General features: G+C 32.7%; 14 protein-coding genes and 2 tRNA genes. 13 read left to right on the plus strand and 3 right to left on the minus strand.

What is annotated here, in order from left to right; genetic code table 11:
- Window positions 1-532: 532 nt before the first annotated feature.
- The gene (locus ACFQ1O_RS11895) at window positions 533-1,675 is read right to left on the minus strand and encodes an acyl-CoA dehydrogenase (RefSeq protein WP_377716253.1); all 1,143 of its coding nucleotides are present in this window, start codon (window positions 1,673-1,675) and stop codon (window positions 533-535) included.
- A 95-nt stretch (window positions 1,676-1,770) separates the two neighbouring features.
- On the opposite strand from ACFQ1O_RS11895, the gene ACFQ1O_RS11900 reads away from it, so the two are divergent.
- The 9 genes from ACFQ1O_RS11900 (at window position 1,771) to ACFQ1O_RS11940 (ending at window position 9,519) form a co-directional block, all read left to right on the plus strand.
- Complete coding sequence (locus ACFQ1O_RS11900; RefSeq protein WP_377716254.1) at window positions 1,771-2,841, plus strand: anhydro-N-acetylmuramic acid kinase; 1,071 nt, start codon at window positions 1,771-1,773, stop codon at window positions 2,839-2,841.
- Between the two features lie 150 nt (window positions 2,842-2,991).
- Complete coding sequence (locus ACFQ1O_RS11905) at window positions 2,992-4,224, plus strand: Glu/Leu/Phe/Val dehydrogenase dimerization domain-containing protein (protein ID WP_377716255.1); 1,233 nt, start codon at window positions 2,992-2,994, stop codon at window positions 4,222-4,224.
- 41 nt (window positions 4,225-4,265) lie between these two features.
- Window positions 4,266-5,762 carry a sodium/proton antiporter NhaB gene (gene nhaB / locus ACFQ1O_RS11910; RefSeq protein ID WP_377716256.1) on the plus strand — a complete coding sequence of 499 codons (1,497 nt, stop codon included), beginning with the start codon at window positions 4,266-4,268 and terminating at the stop codon, window positions 5,760-5,762.
- Between the two features lie 175 nt (window positions 5,763-5,937).
- Window positions 5,938-6,633 (plus strand): MotA/TolQ/ExbB proton channel family protein, encoded by a 696-nt coding sequence (locus tag ACFQ1O_RS11915; RefSeq protein ID WP_377716257.1) that lies wholly within the window; start codon window positions 5,938-5,940, stop codon window positions 6,631-6,633.
- A 69-nt stretch (window positions 6,634-6,702) separates the two neighbouring features.
- On the plus strand, window positions 6,703-7,095 hold the full coding sequence (locus ACFQ1O_RS11920; RefSeq protein ID WP_377716258.1) for an ExbD/TolR family protein: 393 nt from the start codon (window positions 6,703-6,705) through the stop codon (window positions 7,093-7,095).
- A 42-nt stretch (window positions 7,096-7,137) separates the two neighbouring features.
- On the plus strand, window positions 7,138-8,049 hold the full coding sequence (locus ACFQ1O_RS11925) for an energy transducer TonB (protein WP_377716259.1): 912 nt from the start codon (window positions 7,138-7,140) through the stop codon (window positions 8,047-8,049).
- A 4-nt stretch (window positions 8,050-8,053) separates the two neighbouring features.
- The gene (locus tag ACFQ1O_RS11930) at window positions 8,054-9,268 is read left to right on the plus strand and encodes a bifunctional folylpolyglutamate synthase/dihydrofolate synthase (RefSeq protein WP_377716260.1); all 1,215 of its coding nucleotides are present in this window, start codon (window positions 8,054-8,056) and stop codon (window positions 9,266-9,268) included.
- A gap of 68 nt (window positions 9,269-9,336) precedes the next feature.
- A tRNA-Val gene (locus ACFQ1O_RS11935) sits at window positions 9,337-9,411 on the plus strand.
- A gap of 33 nt (window positions 9,412-9,444) precedes the next feature.
- Window positions 9,445-9,519, plus strand: a tRNA-Val gene (locus tag ACFQ1O_RS11940).
- A gap of 59 nt (window positions 9,520-9,578) precedes the next feature.
- On the opposite strand, the gene ACFQ1O_RS11945 is transcribed toward ACFQ1O_RS11940, so the two are convergent.
- Window positions 9,579-10,847: a UDP-N-acetylmuramoyl-tripeptide--D-alanyl-D-alanine ligase gene (locus tag ACFQ1O_RS11945; protein WP_377716261.1), complete on the minus strand. Its 1,269-nt coding sequence runs from the start codon at window positions 10,845-10,847 to the stop codon at window positions 9,579-9,581.
- Between the two features lie 68 nt (window positions 10,848-10,915).
- The gene (gene gldJ, locus ACFQ1O_RS11950) at window positions 10,916-12,616 is read right to left on the minus strand and encodes a gliding motility lipoprotein GldJ (RefSeq protein ID WP_377716262.1); all 1,701 of its coding nucleotides are present in this window, start codon (window positions 12,614-12,616) and stop codon (window positions 10,916-10,918) included.
- Window positions 12,617-12,811: 195 nt separating this feature from the next.
- Here gldJ and porU point away from each other — a divergent pair, with 195 nt between their 5' ends.
- From porU to pdhA, 4 genes are all read left to right on the plus strand, one after another.
- Window positions 12,812-16,687: a type IX secretion system sortase PorU gene (gene porU, locus ACFQ1O_RS11955; RefSeq protein WP_377716263.1), complete on the plus strand. Its 3,876-nt coding sequence runs from the start codon at window positions 12,812-12,814 to the stop codon at window positions 16,685-16,687.
- Between the two features lie 33 nt (window positions 16,688-16,720).
- Window positions 16,721-17,959, plus strand: coding sequence for a type IX secretion system outer membrane channel protein PorV (gene porV / locus ACFQ1O_RS11960; RefSeq protein ID WP_377716264.1), 1,239 nt, complete (start codon window positions 16,721-16,723; stop codon window positions 17,957-17,959).
- 15 nt (window positions 17,960-17,974) lie between these two features.
- Window positions 17,975-18,457 (plus strand): cytidine deaminase, encoded by a 483-nt coding sequence (gene cdd / locus ACFQ1O_RS11965; protein WP_377716265.1) that lies wholly within the window; start codon window positions 17,975-17,977, stop codon window positions 18,455-18,457.
- Window positions 18,458-18,612: 155 nt separating this feature from the next.
- A complete protein-coding gene (gene pdhA, locus ACFQ1O_RS11970; RefSeq protein ID WP_377716266.1) occupies window positions 18,613-19,611 on the plus strand; it encodes a pyruvate dehydrogenase (acetyl-transferring) E1 component subunit alpha in 999 nt (332 codons plus the stop codon).
- Window position 19,612: the final 1 nt, after the last annotated feature.

A 19,612-nucleotide genomic window follows, 5' to 3' on the forward strand; every position in this document is an offset into this window, starting at 1 on the left:
GCCTTCTTTATAACAAAAACCCTCAACTAAAATGTTGAGGGTTTTTTTATACAATGAATTCTAATATAAGTAATCATTAATGTAGAAGGTTTAGTTTATATAATAACATCTATTTATTTCTTAGTGTTGTTTGATATTATAGATATATTTTAACTAATAGAGTATTAAATTATTTTGTAAAGCAAAGAGTTTACTGTTTAATCTAACTTTAATAAAATTACAGAAAATCTCGCTTTTAATACTAGTATTAATCTAATTTGTATCATTATTATTAACAGTAGAAAATAATAGTTTCTGCTCTTTCTTATATGGGGTGGGTAATTTACCTTTTGTTTTATGTTTTAAGAGCAAGTGAAAAAGTTAACAATAAGGTTGAATAGTTAAAGCTATTTTTATACACTAAGCTGTTTTGCTAGAAGCAAATTCATTTCTAATATAACTCCGCTCTGTGGATAAAAATTCTATAGTTTATTTATTAGGTATAAAAAAAGCCACACTTATTTGTGTAGCTTTTTTTAAATATCAGTATTATTTAGTCTCTAATAACTCCTCTAGAGATAACAATTTTTTGTATTTCAGAAGTTCCTTCGTAAATCTGAGTAATTTTAGCATCACGCATTAAACGCTCTACGTGGTATTCTTTTACAAATCCGTTTCCACCGTGAATTTGAACGGCTTCAACTGTTTGTTCCATTGCTACTTTAGAAGCATATAGTTTAGCCATAGCACTAGACATATCAAAGTTATTACCTTGATCTTTGTCCCAAGCAGACTTCATAACTAATAATCTTGCAGCTTCAATTTCTGTAGCCATATCAGCTAATTTAAAAGCAATAGCTTGGTGGTTGCAAATCTCAGTACCAAAAGCTTTACGCTCTTTTGAGTATTTTAAAGCTAATTCGTAAGCTCCTGCTGCAATACCTAATGCTTGTGCTGCTATACCAATTCTACCACCAGATAAGGTTTTCATAGCAAATTTGAAACCAAACCCATCTTCTCCAATTCTATTTTCTTTAGGTACTTTTACATCATTAAATTGTAAAGTATGAGTGTCAGATCCTCTAATACCTAACTTATCTTCTTTAGGTCCTACATCGAAGCCTGGAGTTCCTGCTTCTACAATAAAAGCATTGATTCCTCTGTGTCCTTTACTTCTGTCTGTCTGAGCTATTACTAAATAATATTTAGCTCTACCACCATTGGTAATCCAGTTTTTAGTTCCGTTTAATACATAATGGTCTCCCATATCTATGGCTGTAGTGCTTTGAGAAGTAGCATCAGAACCAGCTTCTGGTTCACTTAAACAAAAAGCACCAATACATTCACCTTTAGCTAATGGTACTAAGTATTTCTGCTTTTGCTCTTCAGTTCCATATGCCTCTAAACCATAGCATACTAATGAATTATTAACAGATACCATAACAGAAGCAGAAGCATCAATCTTAGAAAGCTCTTCCATAATTAATACATAAGAAGTAGCGTCCATACCACTTCCTCCATATTTAGGATCTACCATAATTCCCATAAATCCTAAATCTCCCATCTTTCTAACTAATTCTTGAGGGAATTCTTGCTTTTCATCTCTTTCAATTACTCCAGGTAATAATTCTGTTTGAGCAAAATCTTTTGCTGCATCTCGAATCATTAAATGTTCTTCTGTAAGGCTAAAATCCATGTATCGTATGTTTTTATTGTGAAATTTTTAATAAGAAAGCCCAAATATAGGTTTTTAATGCGAATTATTCAATTGATAATGTTACATTTACTTGTATGATTAAAGATGAATATTTTGTTTTAGGTGTAATGTCTGGTACTTCTTTAGACGGAGTAGATTTAGCTTATGTAAAATTTGAAAGAAAAGATACATGGACATATGATATTATACTTGCCGAAACCAAATCATATACTAACTTTTGGGAAGAGGAATTAAGGAAAGCAATAAACTATACTGATAAAGCCTTAATTGAATTAGATAAAAGGTACACAAAATATTTAGCATCTTTTATAACAGATTTCATACTAAAGTATCAGCTAAATAAAATAGATGCTATATGTAGTCATGGCCATACAATTCTACATCAACCAGAAAATAAATTAACATTACAAATAGGTAATTTACCAATTATAGCAGATTTAATTAAGCAAAAAGTTGTTTGTAATTTCAGAATACAAGATGTAAAATTAGGAGGTCAAGGTGCTCCTCTAGTTCCTATTGGAGACCAATTGCTATTTTCTGAATACGATTATTGTTTGAATTTAGGAGGATTTTCGAACCTATCAACAAAAATGAAAGAAAATAGAGTAGCGTATGATATATCTCCAGTTAATATTGTTATGAATCACTATGTAAAAGAGTTAGGATTGAATTATGATGATAAAGGAAAGATTGCAGCAAGTGGAGCTTTGCATAATGAATTGTTGCAAGAACTCAATAAAATAAAATTCTATCATGAAAATGCACCAAAATCTTTAGGTTTAGAGTGGGTTAAACAGCATATATACCCTTTGATTGATTCGTTTCAATTATCTACACCAGACATATTAAGAACTTTTGTAGAACATGTAGCCATTCAAATAAGTAGTCAGTTTGAAGCTAATAGTAAGGTTTTAATTACGGGAGGTGGAGCTTATAATGATTTTTTGATAAGTAGAGTACGTAGGTTATGTGATACCGAAATTGTAATTCCTGATAACACTTTGTTAGAATTTAAAGAGGCATTAATCTTTGCTTTTTTAGGAGTGCTTAGACTAAGAGGTGAAGTAAACGTACTGGCATCAGTTACAGGAGCAAGTAGAGACCATTCTTCAGGATGTATATTTAATTATAATAATAGTAATTAGTTTTTTATATTTGGCAGACTTTAATAAAACAGCTTCTAAATGGATCAGCTTTAACACCCCTTGTGGGTAGCATTAAATTAAAAACTTCAGTTTATGCAAGCTATAGGCTTGATAGTATAAATATTATAAAAAAGGTTAAAGCAATAAATAATGAAAGATTTATTAAAAAAATACGAAGAAAAGCAACCAGAAATTGTTTTTCACTGGAAAGATCAATTAACAGATGCAGAAGGATGGACAGTAATTAATTCTTTAAGAGGAGGTGCTGCTGGAGGTGGTACTAGAATGCGAAAAGGCTTAAATAAGAATGAAGTTTTGTCTTTAGCAAAAACAATGGAAGTTAAGTTTACGGTTTCTGGACCTGCTATAGGTGGGGCTAAATCGGGTATTAATTTTGATCCTAATGATCCTAGAAAAAGAGGAGTACTTGAACGTTGGTATAAAGCAGTTACACCTTTATTGAAACATTATTATGGAACTGGAGGTGATTTAAATGTAGATGCAGACAAGGATGTAATTCCAATTACCGAAAATTGTGGTGTATGGCATCCGCAAGAAGGTATTTTTAATGGTCACTTCAAGCCAACAGAAGCAGATAAAATTAATAGAATAGGGCAATTACGCCAAGGAGTTATAAAGGTAATTGAAGATGAAAATTATTCGCCAGATTTATCTAGAAAGTATACAGTAGCAGATATGCTAACTGGTTACGGAGTAGCTGAAGCTGTTAAACATTATTACGCTATTTATGGTGGTTCTATTACTGGAAAGCGAGCAATTGTTCAAGGATTTGGTAATGTTGGTTCTGCAGCAGCGTATTATTTAACTCAGTTAGGAGCTAAAGTGGTAGGTATTATTGATAGAGATGGAGGTTTGATAAATGAAGAAGGGTTTACTATGAGCGAAATGAGAGCTTTGTTTTTGAATAAAGACGGAAACAAGCTTAAAGCTGATAATATGATTCCATTTTCTGAAATTAATGAAAATATTTGGAGCTTACCAGCAGAAATATTTGTTCCAGCAGCAGCATCTAGATTGGTTTCTCAAGAGCAGGTTCAACAAATGATAGATAGTGGTTTAGAAGTAATCTCTCCAGGAGCAAACGTGCCATTTGCAGATAAAGAAATTTTCTTTGGTCCTATAATGGAGTATACTGATAGTCAAGTTAGTTTGTTACCAGACTTTATATCAAATTGTGGTATAGCAAGAGTTTTTGCCTACTTAATGGAAGCAAAAGTAGACTTACCAATGCAAGATAAAGCAATATTTGATGATACATCTAATATTATAAAAAATGCATTGACAAAAACCAACGGTAAAAATAGTAGTAAAACAGAAATCTGTAAAACAGCTTTTGAAATTGCATTAAAGCAATTGATTTAAGTTGTATAGATTGAAAAATAAATAAATAAAACCCATATACTATGATGAAGTATTTTTTAGGAAACAGTCCAAAATGGTTTAAAATAACCATGATTGCATTTTTAATCATGAATGTAGTACTGTATTTTGGCTTACCAGCTATTATGGATGCGCACCAAGCGCATAGTATAGTTTCTTGGTTGTTTATAGGTGAGTTTATCTTCACTTTGGCAATGGCTTTAAAATGTTATCCGTTACAATCAGGTGGTCTGTTAGCAATAGAGATTATAGCTTTAGGACTAACAACTCCTAAGAATGCCTATCATGAGGTAGATCAAAATTTAGAAGTAATTTTGCTATTAGTTTTTATGGTTGCGGGTATTTATTTTATGAAGCCTTTACTAATGTTTATTTTTAGTAAAGTATTTACCAAAGTAAAATCTAAAGTAGTCCTATCGTTATTATTTGTGTTTTTAGCTGCTGTTTTATCAGCGTTTTTAGATGCTTTAACGGTGACAGCTGTGTTGATTAGTGTAGCGGTAGGATTTTATGGAGTGTACCATAAAATACATTCAAGTTTCGAAGATTATGATCATGATGGAATACTTGATAAAAAAGAGCTAAGTGGTGAAACACTCGAACAATTTAGAAGTTTTTTGCGTAGTTTAATAATGCATGGTGTAGTTGGTACTGCATTAGGAGGTGTATGTACTTTAGTAGGAGAACCGCAGAATTTATTAATAGGTGAACGTTTAGGTTGGGATTTTGTTGAGTTTTTCTTAGCTATGAAAGATATTACCATTCCAGTTTTAGTTTGTGGATTGCTAACGACAGTAGTTTTAGAAGTAACAGGAGTGTTTGGTTTTGGAGCTAAAATGCCAGAAGTGGCTAGTAGAATTATTGAAAATTATACTTTAAAAGAAGAAGCTAAAAGGACTAATAAGGAGCGATATGGACTATGGGTTCAAGGAGTAGCAGCTATTTTGTTAATTATAGGTTTAGCTTTGCATATAGCACCTGTTGGTTTTATAGGTTTAGCTTTAATTATTGTGCAGACAGCTTTTATGGGGATTACAGAAGAACATGCTTTAGGACATGCTTTTGAAGAAGCTCTTCCGTTTACAGGTTTGTTAGTAGTTTTCTTTGTAGTTGTAGCTATGATTCACGATCAGCATTTATTTAGTCCAATTATTGCTTGGGCTTTAAAACAAGATCCTGCATCTCAGCCAGGTTTATTCTATGTGGCTAACGGAGTATTATCTGCAATTAGTGATAATGTGTTTGTGGCAACCGTTTATATAGGAGAGGTACAACAGGCATTTGAAAATGGTAGCATAACCAGAGAGCATTATGAAAAATTGGCTATTGCTATTAATACAGGTACAAACTTGCCAAGTGTAGCAACTCCAAACGGACAAGCAGCCTTTTTATTTTTATTAACGTCATCATTAGCTCCGCTAATTAACTTATCTTATGGTAAGATGGTTAAAATGGCCTTACCTTACACAATTGTGTTAGGAGGAGTAGGGTATTTAATGGTAAAGCTAATATTATCATAAATTTCATTGTAAAATATAAAAAAAGCCATTCAGTTTTGAATGGCTTTTTTTATGCAAAAAAGTAGGGTGGAATATTGGTATAAATGTTCTATTTTTAGAAAATAATAATGAACATACAATTAAGGAGTTGTATTTTCGTTTAAAACAAATATTAACTTAATAATTTATATTGCCCATGTTGCTATCAATTCAAGAAACAGCTCAACAAGTAACCGAAGGTTTAGAACAGACAGAAAAGAAAGAGTTTTCAATTATTAATATAATACTCGAAGGCGGAGTAGGAGGACAAATTATTATTGGTTTGTTGTTTGTATTGTTTATAGTTGCGGTATATATCTATTTTGAGCGTTTAATGGCAATTAAGTCAGCTTCTAAAATAGATGACAACTTTATGAATCAGATAAAAGATCACGTTTCAAATGGAAAAATAGAAGCAGCTCAAATGTTGTGTGCATCAGAAAAAACTCCAGTAGCGGCATTAATTCAAAAAGGAATATCAAGAATAGGTAAACCATTAGAAGATATACATACAGCTATAGAAAATGCTGGGCGTTTAGAGATATATAAATTAGAAAAAAATGTTAGTGTTTTGGCAACCATTTCTGGTGCAGCTCCAATGATTGGTTTCTTGGGTACAGTAGTAGGAATGATTATATCTATTTTTGAGATTGCTAATTCTGGAGGGAATATAGATATTAAAACATTGGCAGGCGGATTATATACAGCAATGACAACTACTGTTGCAGGTTTAGTAGTAGGTATTGTTGGGTATATGGCTTACAATCATCTTGTAGTAAAAACAGATAAGATTATTTATAAGATGGAAGCCAATTCATTAGAATTCTTCGATTTATTAAATGAGCCTGCTTAATTTAAAGGTTGAAAGGTTTAAAAAATCTTTTAGTCAATATTGTTTAATCTTTAAATTAAAAAAATAGAAATGAATATTAGAGGAAGAAATAAAGTAACACCAGAATTCAATATGTCATCTATGACAGATATTGTATTCTTATTGTTAATCTTTTTTATGATAGCTTCAACATTAGTTTCAACTAATGCAATCGATTTGTTGTTACCAAAATCGGGAGGTAAAACAACACAATCTAAAAGCTTATCGGTTAGTATTACTAAAGATTTAACTTATTATGTCGATAATCAGAAAGTAGAAAAAGAAAGATTAGAAGCATATATTTTAGATAAAATAAATACTTTGGAAAAGCCAAGTATAGTATTGAGAGCAGAAGAGACAGTAGAATTAAAAGACTTTGTTTATGTTATGGATATAGCAAATAGAAATAAAATCAAATCTACACTAGCAGTAAGGCCTCAATAATGGTATGGTTAATGTGTAAGTGTAACTATAAAATAATTAGTTATGAATAAAATATTTAAAGATGATAATGAAAAGAAAGCGGCTAAGTTAACTGCTTTAACGGCACTTATTGTTTTTCTTTTGATGTTCTTTTATAAACCACTAGAAGCTTTTGATCCGCCAATAGAATACGGTATGGAAGTTAACTTTGGAACTACAGATTTTGGTTCTGGAGATGATCAGCCTTTAGAAGAATTAAAAACACAACCAACGGAAGATGTAACTCCAGAGGAACCTGTAGAAGAAGAGGTGACTCCCGAGGATCCCGTAGAAGAGGTAGTAGAAGAACCGGTTGAAGAAGTTGTAGAGACTCCTGTAGAAGAAGTAACAGAAGAAGTTATTACAGAAGAAACTACAGAAGATGTGCCAGTAGTAGATCCTGTTAAGGAAGAACCTAAAGAAGTTCCTAAGGAAACACCAAAAGAGGAGCCTAAAGAAACGCCTAAGGAAGAAGCAGCTCCTCCAGCTCCTCCAAAACCAGATCAATCTACACAAGATGCTTTGTCTAGTGTTTTGAATGGGCCACCAGCAAATGGAAATTCATCAGGAAATGAAGGTGATGATAATGAAGATGGAGATAAAGGCGATGATAACGGTGATCCTAATGCCCCAGAATATTACACAGATCCAGGAAATGGGTCAGGAGGTAATTACCAATTAATTGGTCGTTTACCTTTAAGGAGGCCAACACCCAAATACAATTGTAATAAAGAAGGAAGAGTTGTAGTAGCTATAAAGGTTGATAGAACTGGAAAAGTGATCTCTGCAACACCTGGCGCTAAAGGAAGTACAACAACAGAAAGTTGCTTGTTAGAGCAAGCTAAAATAGCTGCATTAAAAACAAAATGGCAGGCTGCAGCTAATGCGCCAGAAAAGCAAGTTGGAAAAATAATTTACAACTTTAGTCTGTACTAATATAATGACATATCAAGAAACGTTAGATTGGTTGTTTGCACAATTGCCAGCCTATCAAAAAATTGGCAAGTCGGCTTATAAAGCCGACTTGTCTAATATTATTGCTTTAGCAAATTATTTAGATAATCCTCAAAATAAATTTAAATCTATACATGTTGCAGGAACTAATGGAAAAGGTTCTTCTAGTCATATGCTTGCTGCTGTGTTGCAACAAGCGGGTTATAAGGTAGGTTTGTATACGTCGCCACATTTAAAAGATTTTAGAGAAAGAATCAAGATAAATGGCAATGTGGTTTCTCAAGAATTTGTTGTTCAATTTATAGCGAGGAATCAAACTTTTTTTGAAGCGAATAGCTTGTCTTTTTTCGAGATGACTGTTGGAATGGCTTTCGAATATTTTGCAGAACATAAGGTAGATATAGCGATAATAGAAGTTGGTTTAGGCGGACGTTTAGATGCAACTAATATTATTACGCCAGAAGTCAGTTTAATTACTAATATTGGATTCGATCATACTCAGTTTTTAGGAAATACGCTAGAAAGTATTGCTAAAGAAAAAGGAGGGATTATAAAGAATAATGTTCCTGTAGTAATTAGTGAAACTCAGAATGATACAAAAGAAGTATTTATAGATTTAGCTTCTAAAAGAAATAGCTTGATAGTTTTTGCAGATACAAATTCAGAAAGGATGAAGTATCAAACAGATTTATTAGGTTCTTACCAACAAAAAAACATGAATGGTGTTGTAGCTACTTTAGCTTGTTTAAAGGGCTTTGTTGTTTCGCAGGAAGATATTGTTGTTGGGTTACAGAATGTTGTTGGATTAACAAATCTTTTAGGTAGGTGGCAAATTCTAAATGATCATCCTAAGACAATTTGTGATACAGCTCATAATTGTGAGGGGTTAACGTTAACCATGAAGCAATTGTTAGAAGAGAAATTTAATCATTTGCACATTGTGTTTGGTATGGTAGCAGATAAAGATGTTGACAAAGTACTTACTATTATGCCTTCTTCTGCTCAGTATTATTTTTGTGCTCCCAATAGTAATAGAAAACTGCATGTAGATGATTTATTAAAGAAAGCCTTTGTCTTAGGGTTAAAAGGAAAAGGATATCAATCTGTTAATGAGGCTTATATGGCGGCAAAAGAAAAAGCGATTTTAGGAGATTGTATTTACATAGGAGGAAGTACCTTTGTTGTTGCAGAAATTCTTTAAAAATTTCATTAAAAAATAGTTGTGGACTTAAAAATAGATGTTATATTTGCATCCGCAATCAGATACTAGGGCGATTAGCTCAGTTGGTTCAGAGCACCTCGTTTACACCGAGGGGGTCGGGGGTTCGAATCCCTCATCGCCCACAACTAGTTTCTGTTAAAAAGTCCTTAAATAAGGGGCGATTAGCTCAGTTGGTTCAGAGCACCTCGTTTACACCGAGGGGGTCGGGGGTTCGAATCCCTCATCGCCCACAAAAAAGTCTTACTATTTAAAGTAAGACTTTTTTATTTGTATTAAGTTTTTGTTTGTTTTAAAGGATGTCAATAATACGCTCTAGAGCCATTCCTCTCGATCCTTTAATCAATATAGTACTATTACTTATTTTTGTTTTAAACTGTTCCTTAAAGTCGTTAAAATCTACAAAAGCTTGTATGTTGCTGTGTGTGGTTTTATTAAATTGTTTACCTAAGATATAAACACTGTCTATTTTCAATGTTTTAATATAGTTTACAATGTCTTGGTGTTCTTTTTCGCTATCAGCACCTAGCTCAAACATATCTCCAATAAAAACAGTTTTGTGTTTTGCCTCTAACCTGTTAAAATTTTCTAATGCAGCTCTCATGCTTGTAGGGTTGGCATTGTAAGCGTCTAATATGATTTTATTAGAGTTTTTTTCAACTATTTGTGATCTATTGTTTGTAGGTATGTAGTTTTCTATAGCGTTTTTTATATTGTTATCGCTTACTTTAAAGTATTTGCCAATACATATAGCTGCAGATATATTGGTGAAGTTGTAACTTCCAATTAAGTTAGAATGTATTACACTGTCATCAAATGCTACTCTTACATTAGGGTTTGCATCAATAAATTTACAGTTTATGTAAGACTTCTTTGTTTGCGAAAATGTAATATGATTTATGTTTGAAGCTTGTGTTACTTGTTTGTTATTGTCTAAATCAATAAATGCAGATTTATTCTTGTTTTTTAAGTATGCGTATAATTCACTTTTACCTTTTATAACTCCTTCTAAGCTCCCAAAACCTTCTAAATGGGCTTTGCCAAAATTGGTTATGTATCCATAATCTGGTTGTGCTATATTACATAAAAACTCAATTTCTTTTAGGTGGTTAGCACCCATTTCTACAATGCCTATTTCGGTATCTTTATGCATTCTTAGTAAAGTTAGGGGAACACCAATGTGGTTGTTTAGATTACCTATTGTTGCAGAAGTTTTGTAACTGGTTTTTAGAACAGCATTTATAAGTTCTTTTGTGGTGGTTTTTCCGTTACTTCCTGTAAGTGCTATAATTGGGCAAGATAGTTGGTTTCTATGATACCGTGCTAAATCTTGTAAAGTTTCAAGAGTGTTGCTTACTAATATGGTGTTTTCAGTTTCGTAATCTTTGTCATCTATAACTGCGTATTTTGCTCCTTTATCTATTGCTTGTTGGGCAAATTTATTGCCATTAAAATTGTCGCCACTTAAAGAGAAGAAGAGTTCGTTTTCTTTTATTGTTCTTGTGTCTGTATTGATTCCAGAGCTTGTTAAAAATAGTTTATGAAGTTCTGATATATTCATTTTAAATAATTAGATTAAAAAAAGCCTTATTGTTAAATAAGGCTTTTTCTTTATGAAAATATTTTTTACTATCTAGGAGTTTTTCTTTTTCCTTTTCCTTTAGATTTTGAACCTACTCTAGACATTGCGCATCTAAATCCGATATAGTCTGTAGCCATGTCTTGAGGGTAGAATCTTCTTTGAGCAGGATCTAACCAATACTCTCTATCTTTCCAAGAACCACCTTTGTAAACTCTTACTTCGTCATTAATTAAAGATGTTCTTTTAGAATTTTTATCATATTCTTTAATCATGTTTCCTAAAGAATCAACTTCAACTCTATGGTCAGGAGAGTTATACATGTTTTGTCTTGTTTCTGCAGATTCTTTTTTAGGACCGTTATTACCTTCACTATCTCCTTCATCGTCTCCAGCGAAATCTCTAAAGTATCTAGAGGAAGGTTTGTCTCCATCTCTAAAGTTAATATGGTTAGACTTGTTGAAGTTTGTTCGTAAGTAAGTCTCTTCATCGTCAACCGGCACTTGAGCAATTTGACCTGGTAAAACAGTAGCAACTACTTTTCCGTTAGATAAGGTATCATATCCAATAGAATCAGAGTCAATAATTACAACTTTACCATCTTCTCCAATTTTATTTTTTGTGTAAACATTACCTCTATAGTAGTTAAAATCAGAAAATTCATCGTCAACTATAGGACGGTAAACATCAGCAACCCATTCTGCAACATTACCTGCCATGTCATATAAACCGTATGAGTTTGGGTAATAAGATTTTACTTCTGCAGTAATGTCTGCACCATCGTCAGACCATCCAGCAATTCCACCGTAATCTCCGTCACCTTGTTTAAAGTTAGCATTTTGGTCACCTCTTGTAACTCTTTTTCCAGATCTAGAATATTGTCCGTTCCATGGGTATTTTTTTCTACCTCTGTGTACGTTATAACTTCTAATTTCAGACATGCCTAATGCAGCGAATTCCCATTCAGCTTCTGTAGGTAGTCTGTAATCTGGTTGTAGAATACCAGTAGATCTAGTTGCGTATAAACCGGTAGAATCATTAGCAGTTTTGCTTTTCTTTTTACCGCCATTTAAAATTTCTTCGTCACCACCGTAAGTTTTAGTTGGCGCAATGATATAAGTATGTGTGCTAAAGTTTTTATCAGCGTCAACATCTGTTACTTTAGAATTTTCTTTTAAGTACCCTTCTTTTTCTAAAGCTAATTCGTTTACACGGTCAGTTCTCCAAACACAGAACTGGTTAGCTTGAACCCAACTAACACCTACTACTGGGTAGTTTTGGTATGCTGGGTGACGTAAATAGTTGTTAGTCATTACCTCGTTGTAGCCTAAACGGTTTCTCCAAACTAAGGTGTCAGGAACTACTCCGTCATATATTTTTTTGAAATTATCATTTTCTGGTGGATACACTTTTTTCATCCAATCAAGGTACTCCATATACATTATGTTGGTTACCTCAGTTTCGTCCATATAAAAAGATTGTACGTGCTGCTGGTTTGGAGAATTGTTCCAATCGTGCATAGGGTCATCTTGCACTTTACCTTTAGTAAAGGTACCTCCTTCAATAAATACCAATCCTGGAGCAGTTTCCTGTTCTTTGTATTTTGTATTGTATTGAAAACCTCCTTCTTTAGAGTTGATTTTCCATCCAGTGGCACTAGATCCACCTTTGTTTCCTTTTTTACAGCTTGTGGTTGCAAAGACTGTTAGTACTACTAAAATCTTTAGGGCAAAAAATTTTCTCATTTTCATATCTTGGTTAACGATATAGTTCAAGTCCGCAATATAATAAATATAGATTATAACGCAAGACATTTTAAAAAAATAAATAACTTTAAATAAAAGTTCTGATTATAATTAACGACTTAAAAAAGGAATTTATTGTTTACTTTTGGAAAAAATAAAACTACGTTGGCACTAAAATATAAAACGATGCGTTTATCTTGTATGAAAACAAAATACTATATTCTTTTACTACTTGTAAGTCTATTTGTCGCTAATGGTCATGCTCAAGAAAAGACACTTGAGTTAACCTGGGAAGATGGTGTTGAAGTAATGACTTCAAGAAAAAAAATAGCCACTGTACATGGTTTTCAATTGGCTAACTTCGAATATAATCAGACAAATAAAACGATAAAATATTCACATCATTTCAAGATAGGAAGAGCAGTTAGTGAAAGGGATTTTGAATTGTTAAATGTAGAATATGAAAATCTTTCTTCAAGCAAACTAACTGGCTACAACAAAAAATACATAAGTAACAAAATAGATGTAAAAATAGCCAACACATTAGCTAGAGGTGTTAAGGGAGTTAATGTTTCTTTTAGCCCTATTATTAAAGTTAATAGTGGTTTTAAAAAGGTTAAGTCTGTACGTATTAAGTTTAAAGAACAGTCATCAAATTATTTTAGAAGCTCAAGTTCTGCTATATCTAGTTCAGAAATGGCTCAAGGTGAGTGGTATAGATTTTACATTGAAAAAACAGGTGTTTATAAATTAGATAAAAGTTTCTTAAGTAGTCTTGGTGTAGATGTTTCTAATGTTAATCCACAAAACATTAGACTTTTTGGAAATGGGGGTAAAGCTATTCCTTTATCTAACTCTAACATCACAGAGTATGATGTTAAAGAAAATGCCGTTAAGTTTGTAGGGGAAGAAGATGGGGTTTTTAATAGTGGAGATTACATGCTTTTTTACGGAGTTAGTGCTTATGGTTACGATGCAGAGAATGCATCACACATCAACCCTTATTCAGATAAAACATACTATTACATAAATGTTAGTAATGTGAATGGTAGGAGGATAAATAATATGTTAGAACCTTCTGGAGCAGCAACAAACACAATAACACAGTTTCATGAATATCAATTTCATGAGCAGGATTTGGTGAATGTAGTTAGGATAGGTAGAAAATGGTTCGGAGAAGACTTTAGTCAAGCCAATCCAAACAGGAATTTCACCTTTAGTTTTCCTAGGTTAGATACTAGTCAACCAATTAATATTAAAATAAATTCGGCAGGAGTTTCTTCGTCTACATCTGGTTCGAGTATGAGCTTTTTTGTTAATGATGATAATAATTCTGTTGGAGGAGCAAATTTTTTACCAATAAATGATATAATACTAGCAAGAGAGTCTTTGTATCAAGGGAATTTAAATGTTTCTTCTACAGATATTAGTGTGGGTTTACGCTATAACCATTTGGGGAATCCATCTGCAACTGGTTATTTAGATTTTATAGCCATAGAAGGGGTTTCTTTTTTAAGATCATTAGGTAGACAGTTTTCGTTTAGAAATAATGACGTTGCAGGTTTTTCTGGAGTTGGAGAATATGTCATTTCAGACGCGCAAACTGTTAGTGAGGTTTGGGATGTTACCGATAGATTTAATGTAACTTCAAAAGAGCATAATACAACTTCAACATTTACAGTGAAAGCTACAATGGGAGAGTTAAGAGAATATGTAGCATTAGTAGAAACAGATTTTTATACTCCTTTAAAAGAAAGCAGCACAAGTGTGTCTAATAGTGATATTAAAGGAACTGTTTTTTTAAATGAATCAGGAGTTCAAGAAGATGTAGATTATATTGTTGTTACACCTAGTGTATTTAGAGCTCAAGCAGAAAGGTTAGCTGGAATTAATAAGCAAGTTTTGGGCTTGAGAACTAGGGTTTATAATTTAGAAGATATTTATGCAGAATTTAATACGGGTAATCAGGATATTGGAGCTGTTAGGAACTTTGTGAAATATGTTTACGATAATGCTACAACAGATAAATTACAATATTTGTGTTTGTTTGGTGATGCGTCATACGATATGAAAGATAGGGAGCCTAATAATACCAATTTTGTACCCTCATTTCATAGTTTGTCGAGTTTTAGTTTGGCAGACACAGTAATTTCTGATGATTTTTTTGGAATGATGGATGTTACAGAAGGAACAATGGCTTCTTCAGATAAATTAGATATTGCAGTAGGTAGAATAGTTGTAAATAATGTTCAACAAGCTAATGATGTAATTACTAAAATTCAACAGTATTATGAAAAAGGATCTTATGGAAGTTGGAGAAATAATTTAATGGTAGTGTCAGATGATATAGATTTTAGTTGGGAAGAATTGTTGCAGAGGGAACTAGATGATATGGCTGATGAAATAACAGCTAATAGACCAGTGTTTAATGTAAAGAAAATACATACAGATGCTTATTTACAAGAATCTTCAGCAGGAGGTGAATTGTATCCTAAAGCAAAAGAAGAGTTAATAACTAGAATGGGGTTAGGGGTTTTAACAGCTACTTACTTTGGACACGGAGGAGAAGATGGTTTAGCTCATGAACGAATTTTCTTAAAAGGAGATGGTGAAGATTTGACAAATACTTGTAGATACAATGTTTTTATAACTGTTACTTGTGATTATGCAAAGTTTGATAATCCTTTTAGAACAACAGCAGGAGAGTTTATGTATTGGAACTCTAGAGGGGGAGCTGTTAATTTAATATCAACCACAAGAGAGATATATGCAGGAACTGGAGTTTCAGTTAATAAGAAATTATCTGAATATATGTATGATTTTGCAAATACGGGATACGTATCAGTTGGAGAAGCATTAAGAAAGACTAAAAATGATTTATCTAACGCACAAAGAAGACTTGTATTTTGTATTGGAGATCCTGCTTTGAGATTGGCTATTCCAAAACCAGGGGTAAGATTAACCAAGATAAATGATGTTTTAATTTCTGATCCAAACGTAGATGCACTTGAAGCTTTAGGTAGAGTTAAAATATCAGGAGAAGTGGTAGATGAAAACGGAATAGTAATTACAAATCCGAATGGTCAAGATTTAGGAATATTATCTACCACTATTTTTGACAAGAAACAAAATAGAGAAACTCTAGCAAATGATGGTGTTACAGATGGAAATGGATTAATTAAGTTGAATTTTGAAACCCAAGGAGAAATTATTTTTAGGGGACAATCTACAATTAAGAGCGACGGAACTTTTGAATTTGAATTTGTAGTATCTAGAGATATATTAATTCCTTTAGGTGAAGGAAGAATTAGTTTTTATGCTAACATGAATAATCAGTTGTTAGATTACAACGGATACGATAATACCATTAAAGTAGGTGGTTTAAATGAGAATGCTCCAGAAGATAATTTAGGTCCCACAATTCAAGCATTTATGAACGATGAAAGTTTTGTGTCTGGAGGAACAACAGGGCAATCACCTTTCTTACTGTTAAAACTAGAGGATGATAATGGTATTAATACTGCCAGTGGAATAGGGCATGATATAACAGCTATTTTAGATGGAGATGAGGCTAATCCGTTTATATTAAACGATTATTACGAAACAGAGCCAGATGATTTTACAAAAGGTAAAGTTAATTATCAATTTAGAGATTTATCTTCTGGGTTGCATACATTAACAATTAAAGCTTGGGATGTATATAATAATTCTGCAACTACAGAAATTCAGTTTGTGGTAGTTAGTGAAAATGAAAAATTAACAATAGATAAGGTGTTAAATTACCCCAATCCATTTGTAAGTTATACAGAGTTTTGGTTTACTCACAACAGTACTTCAGAGCTAGATGTAATGGTTCAAATCTATACAGTTTCAGGAAAATTGATAAAAACAATCAAAGGAACTTCAAGTTCGGGCAATAAAGGTAATAGTGCTTCGTTATCTAGGAGTCTTACATGGGATGGTAAAGATGATTTTGGAGATAGAATAGGGAAAGGAGTATATGTTTATAAGCTTTCTGTTAAATCTCCGACTACTAATAAAACAGCGGTCAAATACGAAAAACTTGTCATACTGTAAGAAAAAATTATATTTGTTAAAAAATAAAAATACATGAAGAAGTATTTATTAGCGGCTACTATGTTGTCGTTTTTTGTAAAAGGAATTGCTCAAGAGCAAACTCAAATAACACCATATCCAGACTCAAGAACCATTACTACTGGGGTTCCGTTTTTATTAATAGCTTCCGATGCTCGTGCGGCAGGTATGGGAGATCAAGGTGTTGCTACATCACCAGATGCGTATTCTCAACAATGGAACTTGTCTAAATACGCTTTTGGAGAATCAGAACAAGGTCTTGCTTTAAGTTATACACCATATTTAAGTGAGTTGGTAAATGATATATTTTTAGGAAACTTAACTTATTATAAAAAGTTAGACGATAGAAGTGCCATTTCGGCAAGCTTTAGATACTTTAGTTTAGGAGAAATAGAATTTAGACAGAATGCAAATGACTTAGGTATTATTGAAAAACCAAACGAATTAACATTAGATGTTGGATATTCTTTAAAACTGAATGATCGTTTTGCAATGGGAGTAGCATTGCGTTATTTACGTTCTGATTTAAAATTACAAAATGCAGGAGAAAATATTGATGCCAAAGCTGCAGGTTCTTTTGCGGTAGATGTTACGGGGTATTATGAATCTGAAGAAAAAGCGTACGGCAGCTTTAATGGTAAATGGCGCGGAGGTTTTGCATTGCAAAATTTTGGTCCAAAAATTAAATATGATGATGCTGGTCAAGAAAACTTTTTACCTACTACATTGCGTTTAGGAGGAGGTTTTGATTTTATTTTAGATGAAGCAAATACTATAGGAGTGACTGTTGAAGCAGCAAAATTATTGGTTCCAACACCACCAGTGCGAGGTCAAAAATTGGTCTACCAAGATGCTAACGGAAATGGAGTTTATGACGGTCCATCTCAGGCCAACCCATCTGGTGAAACAATAGTTTCTCAAGATGATAATTATATTATTGAAGGACAGGATAACAATGTAAACTTCATGTCTGGAATGTTTCAATCTTTTGGAGATGCACCCGGAGGTTTTAGTGAAGAGCTGAGAGAATTTACATATGCACTAGGAGCAGAGTATGTATATCAAGAGAATTTTGCTTTTAGATTGGGTTATTTCAATGAGCACGAAACTAAAGGAGCTCGTAAGTTCTTTTCTTTAGGAGCAGGTTTTAAATACAATGTTGTTAATATAGATGTTTCATATTTGTTTTCAGCATCAAAAGTACCAAGTCCGTTAGAAAATACTTTACGTTTTTCTTTAGGGTTTGATTTTTAATAGTAATGGTAACTAATGAAAGAATATAAAATTAGTACAACATTTATAGTATACGAACAGCTGTCGGATTTACCTTCAGCTGTTTTTAGTCTAATGGAAGCTGCAATTAATGCTAGGAATAATGCATATTCGCCTTATTCAAAATTCAATGTTGGCGCTGCAGTATTGTTAGATAATGAAAAAGTGGTAGTAGGGAGTAATCAAGAAAATGCAGCGTATCCTTCAGGGTTATGTGCTGAAAGAGTTGCTATTTTTCAGGCGGGTGCTATTTATCCTACTGCTAAAATTAAAAAAATAGCAATTACAGCCACTTCTCAAAATCATAAAGTATCAGAACCTATACCACCTTGTGGATCTTGTAGGCAATCTATAGCTGAATACGAAACGAGACAAAAAGAGAATATAGAAATATATTTTATGGGAGAAGAAGGAAGTATTATGAAGTCTAATTCATTGTCAGATTTATTACCACTAACATTTCAAAAATCTCATTTGTAAAAAAAGTGTTGTAAATAAGTTTAAAATCAGTAGTTTATGTTTTAAAAATATAGATTGTTGATTTTTTTTATGAAACAGTTTTATGATTCATTTTGAAATACTACTTTTGTTTACTTTTGTATAAAAAATAAACCCATACTTCAAATAAATAGAAGATGAAAAGAATAACTAAAGCAACTTATTTAAAATGGTATGAAGACATGCTATTTTGGAGAAAGTTTGAAGATAAATTAGCTGCTGTTTATATTCAGCAAAAAGTTAGAGGATTTTTGCATTTGTATAATGGTCAAGAAGCAGTTTTAGCGGGGTCATTACATGCAATGGATTTATCTAAAGATAAAATGATTACTGCATATCGTAATCATGTTCAGCCTATTGGTATGGGGGTAGATCCTAAAAGAGTAATGGCTGAATTATATGGTAAAGCTACTGGTACATCTCAAGGTTTAGGAGGTTCTATGCATATATTTTCTAAAGAGCATGGTTTTTATGGTGGACACGGAATAGTAGGAGGTCAAATTCCTTTAGGAGCAGGTATGGCTTTTGGAGATAAGTACAACAATACAGGAGCAGTAACTTTATGTTATTTTGGTGATGGAGCGGCTAGACAAGGTTCTTTACATGAAACTTTTAATATGGCTATGTTGTGGAAATTACCTGTTGTTTTTATTGTTGAAAACAATGGTTACGCCATGGGTACTTCTGTAGAAAGAACAGCTAACCATACTGAAATATGGAAACTGGGATTAGGTTACGAAATGCCATGTAGACCAGTAGATGGAATGGATCCAGTTGCTGTTGCTAAAGAGGTAGATGCAGCTATGGAACATGCAAGAAAAGGTAACGGGCCAACTTTCTTAGAAATGAAGACTTATAGGTATAGAGGTCATTCTATGTCTGATGCTCAACACTACAGAACAAAAGATGAAGTGGCAGAGTACCAAAAAATAGATCCTATTACTACTGTAAAGAATACACTTTTAAAGAAAAAGTACGCTACAGAAGAGGAAATTAAAGAAATAGATAAACGTGTTAAAGCTTTAGTTAAGGAGTGTGAAGAATTTGCAGAGAATTCACCTTATCCTGAATTAAATGTTATGTACGATAGCGTATACGAACAAGAAGATTATCCGTTTTTACCACATAAATTATAAG

Origin of the sequence: Pseudofulvibacter geojedonensis, from assembly GCF_042675745.1 — a bacterium.
Classification (GTDB): domain Bacteria; phylum Bacteroidota; class Bacteroidia; order Flavobacteriales; family Flavobacteriaceae; genus Pseudofulvibacter; species Pseudofulvibacter geojedonensis.

Bases quoted from the DNA above. Each gene is read 5' to 3' on its own strand.
- porU (WP_377716263.1), top strand. From the start codon at position 12,812: ATGAAAACAAAATACTATATTCTTTTACTACTTGTAAGTCTATTTGTC.
- ACFQ1O_RS11920 (WP_377716258.1), top strand. From the start codon at position 6,703: ATGAATATTAGAGGAAGAAATAAAGTAACACCAGAATTCAATATGTCA.
- ACFQ1O_RS11930 (WP_377716260.1), top strand. From the start codon at position 8,054: ATGACATATCAAGAAACGTTAGATTGGTTGTTTGCACAATTGCCAGCC.
- pdhA (WP_377716266.1), top strand. From the start codon at position 18,613: ATGAAAAGAATAACTAAAGCAACTTATTTAAAATGGTATGAAGACATG.
- gldJ (WP_377716262.1), bottom strand. From the start codon at position 12,616: ATGAAAATGAGAAAATTTTTTGCCCTAAAGATTTTAGTAGTACTAACA.
- cdd (WP_377716265.1), top strand. From the start codon at position 17,975: ATGAAAGAATATAAAATTAGTACAACATTTATAGTATACGAACAGCTG.
- ACFQ1O_RS11900 (WP_377716254.1), top strand. From the start codon at position 1,771: ATGATTAAAGATGAATATTTTGTTTTAGGTGTAATGTCTGGTACTTCT.
- ACFQ1O_RS11945 (WP_377716261.1), bottom strand. From the start codon at position 10,847: ATGAATATATCAGAACTTCATAAACTATTTTTAACAAGCTCTGGAATC.
- ACFQ1O_RS11895 (WP_377716253.1), bottom strand. From the start codon at position 1,675: ATGGATTTTAGCCTTACAGAAGAACATTTAATGATTCGAGATGCAGCA.
- ACFQ1O_RS11905 (WP_377716255.1), top strand. From the start codon at position 2,992: ATGAAAGATTTATTAAAAAAATACGAAGAAAAGCAACCAGAAATTGTT.
- ACFQ1O_RS11915 (WP_377716257.1), top strand. From the start codon at position 5,938: ATGTTGCTATCAATTCAAGAAACAGCTCAACAAGTAACCGAAGGTTTA.
- nhaB (WP_377716256.1), top strand. From the start codon at position 4,266: ATGATGAAGTATTTTTTAGGAAACAGTCCAAAATGGTTTAAAATAACC.
- porV (WP_377716264.1), top strand. From the start codon at position 16,721: ATGAAGAAGTATTTATTAGCGGCTACTATGTTGTCGTTTTTTGTAAAA.
- ACFQ1O_RS11925 (WP_377716259.1), top strand. From the start codon at position 7,138: ATGAATAAAATATTTAAAGATGATAATGAAAAGAAAGCGGCTAAGTTA.